This is a genomic window from Mesorhizobium sp. M1A.F.Ca.IN.020.04.1.1 (genome assembly GCF_003997315.1).
Lineage (GTDB): Bacteria > Pseudomonadota > Alphaproteobacteria > Rhizobiales > Rhizobiaceae > Mesorhizobium.
The window spans coordinates 1-4,600 of the sequence record NZ_RZSN01000281.1; the positions used below are offsets into that span (position 1 = coordinate 1).

Below are 4,600 nucleotides of genomic sequence, written 5' to 3' on the forward strand. Positions count from 1 at the left end.
CTTTCAGGCCAACAACGCGCTGCCAGGCCTCGCCATAGAGCAGTATGTCCGCAACTCAGAAGCCTCCCATGAGTGGCAGGTTGCCGTCGCATCGGACGATGCGGTCCTCAGCGCGGCTGAAGTTCTGGCACGTCAATTTGACTGGCCCGACCCCGATGATCTACCCACCGGGATAAGCAATCCGAAAGACCTGATCGAGGAGCTCGTCAGCCGGGCAAAAACTCGCCATGCACAGCATGTCGGCAAGGTTCATTCCACTTGGGCGCGGCAGATCGGGTTGAGTTCGCGCCGATCGAGTAGACGGGTTCGTTACGCGCCGACCGATCGGCTGCTCAAAACGCTAGTGGTGTGCTGTGTCACGGAACGCATGGAGTTCAAAGACTTTCTCGCCGAGCTTTACACCCGCTACGGGTTCGTCATCGGTGATCATCAGGCAGCGAGCATCATCGGCGCTGGAAAGGCCGATCAGGAGGACTTTTCCGACAATGCGAGGCGCCTTGAGGAGCGACTGATCAGCCTTGGGCTCCTCAACCGACTGTCGGACTCGGCCGCCTATGTCGAGAACCCGTTTCGCCGCGAGGTGAGGGCATGAACGCGCTCGATCTCATAGGCACCGCGGGAGCCGCGGCGCTCCAGGAACGCCTTCAGGGTCTCGGACCCGACAGCGGAACTGCGCGCTTCATGCTCGACCGGCTCACCGGCCCGCAGGTTGCTGCGATCGTCCGGCAGCTCGTGTCGGATTCATCCATCCAGTCCCGCGTTAGAATTGCGGTACCTCGCGCATTGGTCGATGGACAGGGCCTGCCGGAAGCGGTGCTCACCGATGAGAGGACTGTCGCCTTGCGTCACGCAGAGTGCGAGCGCCCGGCGTTGCTGATCGCCAACACCGATGATGATCAGGGCGCTTCACTCCACGATGTCGCACTCGTTGGCGCCAAGGAACTCAAGGAGGGGCCCGCCTATTGGGTTCTGCCGGCGTCTGACAGTCTGGGGCTGCCAGCAGAGCATATCGATGCGTGGCAGACGGCATTGAAGGCGCTGTCTAGCGTCGATGATTGGCCGCTGGCGCAGCTCAGCAACTATGTCTCCATGACCCGCGAGGCAATCGATAGCATGTCGCTGCCGGTGGCAGACGCCTTGGGGTGGGCGCTGCCGGCGTTGCAGTTGCCGCGCGACACCGGATACTTCCGGTCGCAACGGCCCAAGGACCTGCTGCAGCAGAATCGGTGGCGACGCCTCTACGACAAGTTGATCAGCGAGCGCAGGCCACTGCTGTCGAAACAGCGGCCCAATCGCCAGCCGATCGAATCCGAGGAGCTGCGGGACCAGTTCGATACGGTACGGGACGAAATCGCGACGGAATTGCATCCAACGATCGAGGCGTTCATCACCTCGCCAGCCGGGTGGCGCGACGAAACCGAAAAACTCGCTGAGCTCGAATGGGAGCAGGACAATGTCCTGCTCGTCTTCTCAGGCCTCAAGCTGAAGAAGCTGAAGCTGCCGGAAGAGACGATTCAGTTCTTCGACTATGAACGTCCCGATCGGCTGAGCGAAGCGGACAAGTCGTACCTCAGCGATCTCAAGGACAGGTCCCTCAAGGAATCGAGGGAGGACGACCGCGAATTCTTCGAGGCTCACCGCGAGGATCTCGCAGCCAATCGGCAGCTGCGGGCGAAATGGGAGAAATTCGTCTACGGACGACCGATCGAATGCACAGACTTTCTCGATGGGTTAGTCCGCAGCATCGAGCGGCTGTTTGCGCAACTGGGCACACTCAGGATGCCACGCCGTATTGACATCCGCTCCTCGCGTCGGACCAAGACGCAATGGCTGGATATGAATGCCGACGTCGCGCGCGCCTTCAGCCTCAAGTACAGGGCGCTGCCTAACATGCTGCCGGACGCGGTGAGCTGGGACACGCCGCACATATTCGAGTTCGAGGCTCTGCTTGAAGCCGCGAGAAAGAGGCGCAAGTTCCGCGAGAACGTCTCGACCTCGCGCGTCAATATTCAGATCAAGTTTGACCTGACCCTCACTGTGGGAGCGGGCTCATCGGCGGAAAGGAACATCGTTCAGTTGATCTGGCGTGGCGAGCCGAATGCCATCGGCCTTGCTCTGCCTGATGATCTTGCCAGACTTGAAAAGAACCCCTTCGGCATAGCCGAAGCGTCGCGCATGCTGGTGAGCAAGAAAGGCGCGATGCAGTCGGTATCGCTGGCGGACGTCGGCACGCTGCAACCCTCGTTCCGTCAGGATGCTGGGTCTCTAGTTCCCCGATCGACCAATGTCGAGGACTTGGGCAAGACGCTGCCCCGAGCGATCAAGGCGGCGGTTGGAGCAGGTCGGATTTCTCCCCCAGCCGGCGCCGATCTCGGGGAGGCCTGGACCGCTTTTGCCAAGGGATACACTGCAGCCATTGAGGATTGGCGGTCCAACGGCATGGGAGGAAAGCCGCAGCTTGATCAGGTTGACCTCTACGGCAAACTTCTCGAGCAACTTCGAAAGTCGGCGCCGGGCGACCTTAATCGACGCGATCTTTGGGAGCCCATCCTGAGGATCGGCGCAGTGCAGATCGCCGGCGCGGCGCCGGCCGCGATCGTAACGCCCTGGCACCCGATGCGAATGACGGCGACGGCGGTCAAGATGCGCGCCTTGTGTGGGCTCGTTGATCACCTGCTCAAAGCCGAGGAGGTGAATTTCGGGGATCAGCGGCTCTTCTTTGCCGACCTGCGCGCCGAGCTCGAACATCCTTACTATCCTGAGGCCGTCCCGGGCTTCACAGGCGGCGAAGCGGTTCTCCTCAATGAAACGAGTACGCTCAACGACTACAGCTTGATGGAACGGCCGGTTCGCGACCCCTCGGAAGCGTCCACGGACGTCGATCCGGCCGAAGCCGCGCGCGAGATCCGTAGTCTGATTGGCCGCTATCTCGATCTGCAGCCCCACGAGCGGGCGAACCTCAGCATCATGCTCTACAACTGTGATGCTGCCGGTCTGCCGTTGGCCACCGTCAGTGCCCTGGGATCCGTGCATGAGGACGAGGTTCATTGCAACGTTCTCGTCCGCCATCGAGACCGCTCAAAGCTCAATAAGGTCTATACCGACCTGCTGGATCAGTCGGGGAGCGATCCTGACGCCATCGTCGTGAGTGAAACGTCGCTCAACTTCATGTCCAAACTCAGGATCGGGGTGATGCTCGAGGGCAGCACGGGGCGGCGCGCGCCAGATGAGCGGAGCGTCGATGTTGCCTTCCTCCATGACGTCGTTTCGAGACAGGCGCGGGAGTCATGGTTCTCGGTGCCCCGCAACGACGAGACGGACCCACTTATCCTTGATCACGTTCCGCCACGCTGGTCGTATCGGAGAGTGGTGGGCGAGGAACAGCTCACCGCAACGAGCTATCTGGTATCTCCACGGCAACCTCGGGTCGGCTGGTGCTATCTTGACGCCCTGGCGGCCGTGATCCGCAAGCAGTCGCATCGCGAAAGCGAACACTACCTCCCCGCCCGCCAGATCTCGTTGCAAGACCATGGCCTCGAGGCCATGTTCAAAGACGTTCATGGCTTGGCAGAGTGGGTCGCAACGTATGACGACCTGCTCGACAAGCGGCAGCTTGCCGCTCAGGGCATCAAGGTCATTCGATACCGGCGTGAGCGGACCCATGGTCGCAATATGGTGGTGTCCTCCACCTCCGATCTGCGGGTGTTACCGGTACTGGTGCGCCGCCGTCTGGATCAGCTCAGTTTGGGGCTGAGCGAGGATCGCATGACTGCGCTCGCGAACCGAATGATCGCCGATGCGACGGCGATCTCAGGAGACATCATATTGCGCGCCGCCAAGCGTGGCGTGTCGGCGGGCGAGCTGATCGGCCTTGTCTTGAGCCGCGCGCTTGTCGCGGAGGAATTTCTGAAGCGACCGGCGTCCTGGTTCCTCCTCGACGATTACGCGCAGTGGCTGGGCCAGCGAGAGGAAGGGATCGCCGATATCCTCGCCCTTAGTGTGGACCCAGGTCAGGACGGGCGACCTCGGCTCCGCGCGATCGTGACGGAGGCAAAGTATGTCGAAGCGAGTGGCCTCTCGGAGGCGAAACGTCATTCTGGTCAGCAGTTGCGACAGACCACCCGGAGAATCGAGGACGCGCTGTTTGGCGATCCCGGGCGGCTTGACCGCGATCTTTGGCTCTCGCGCCTCGCCGACATTCTACTGGATGAGCCGTCAGCCTTGAACTCCAGCTTCTCGCTGGAGGAAGTGAGAAACGGGATTCGAAACGGCACCGTCGAGATCGACCTCAAAGGCTATTCGCATGTCTTTGTGTCCGGACCGGCTGAGGCGACGACTGGCTCTGCAGGCGACCAGGACGAGGTCGCCGAGGTCCATGGTCTGCAGGAGGTCTACACACGCGAGGGTCTTCGGCAGCTGATCAAAGCGTACGAAGCTTCCGATCCGCTGATGCCGATCAGAAGCTCGCTCGGCGATCGTAGGCCGTGGGAGAATTCGGAGTTCCGGGTCCCGGCGCCGCGCGTGCGGTGGACGACGAACGGCGCCCCGGTGAAAGGACCCGGCGATTCCGCACCGGACCGCAATGCGCCCGGTCCCACGC

General features: G+C 61.7%; 2 protein-coding genes. Both read left to right on the forward strand.

Features of this window, described 5'->3' with window-relative positions:
- Positions 1-592: hypothetical protein (locus tag EOA49_RS32940; protein WP_206520246.1), on the forward strand; the 592-nt coding region annotated here is incomplete at its 5' end.
- The coding region (locus EOA49_RS30370) for a DNA translocase FtsK (protein WP_127243542.1) at positions 589-4,600 on the forward strand (4,012 nt) is incomplete at its 3' end. The genes EOA49_RS32940 and EOA49_RS30370, both read left to right, overlap by 4 nt.